Source organism: Palleronia caenipelagi, from assembly GCF_007004065.1.
GTDB lineage: Bacteria > Pseudomonadota > Alphaproteobacteria > Rhodobacterales > Rhodobacteraceae > Palleronia > Palleronia caenipelagi.
Genome location: NZ_VFSV01000180.1, coordinates 1 through 625 on the forward strand (window position 1 = coordinate 1; position 625 = coordinate 625).

Sequence of the window (625 nt, forward strand, 5' to 3'; positions counted from 1 at the left end):
AGAGGAGGGATCATCCGCCCATGTGGGCCTGTGGGACCAACGGATCTTTTTTCATCTTTTCAGGGTCCGGGGATCGACAGAACACCCGCATCCGGTGTGAAGCAAATCATGAACAGAATAGCAGGAAACCCGCCATGTTCGAGATCAAAGATACCGCCGCTGGCCTGACCGTGACGATGATCCGGGAGCACGAACCCCGGAACCCATGCATGGCATACGAAAACCTCTTCCAGATCGTGACGTGGATCCCAGACCTGCGCGAGGCGCAGATCCTGATCGAACAATGGAGGAAACACTACAACAGGAAACGACCACACAGCGCATTAGGCTTGTCTTATGACTTCCCTCGGCTCCTTTGCGATAAGGGAGCCGCTTCCCGGCTCCCCAAACATGCCGGGAAGCGGCGGGGGACGGATCGGGAATGGGTCGGCCGTTCTGGGCCGTGCGGTAGTGTGATCGCCCCCGTCTTTTCTCATGACCTGAACGGATAGCAGGGCTTTGGGCCTGCATGACAAGCAGAGGTAAGGAAAAGACAGATGCAGGATATCATCGGTATCGATATCTCGAAAGACCAGCTGGACACATACCGTCTCTCGGATCGCCAGCACGCGGTCTTTGATAATGA

At 56.0% G+C, this 625-nt stretch carries 1 pseudogene; it reads left to right on the top strand.

The window, feature by feature from the left end:
• Positions 1 to 176: 176 nt before the first annotated feature.
• Positions 177 to 329: pseudogene (locus tag FEV53_RS22005) on the top strand (integrase core domain-containing protein); the annotation flags it as partial.
• Positions 330 to 625 lie beyond the last annotated feature (296 nt).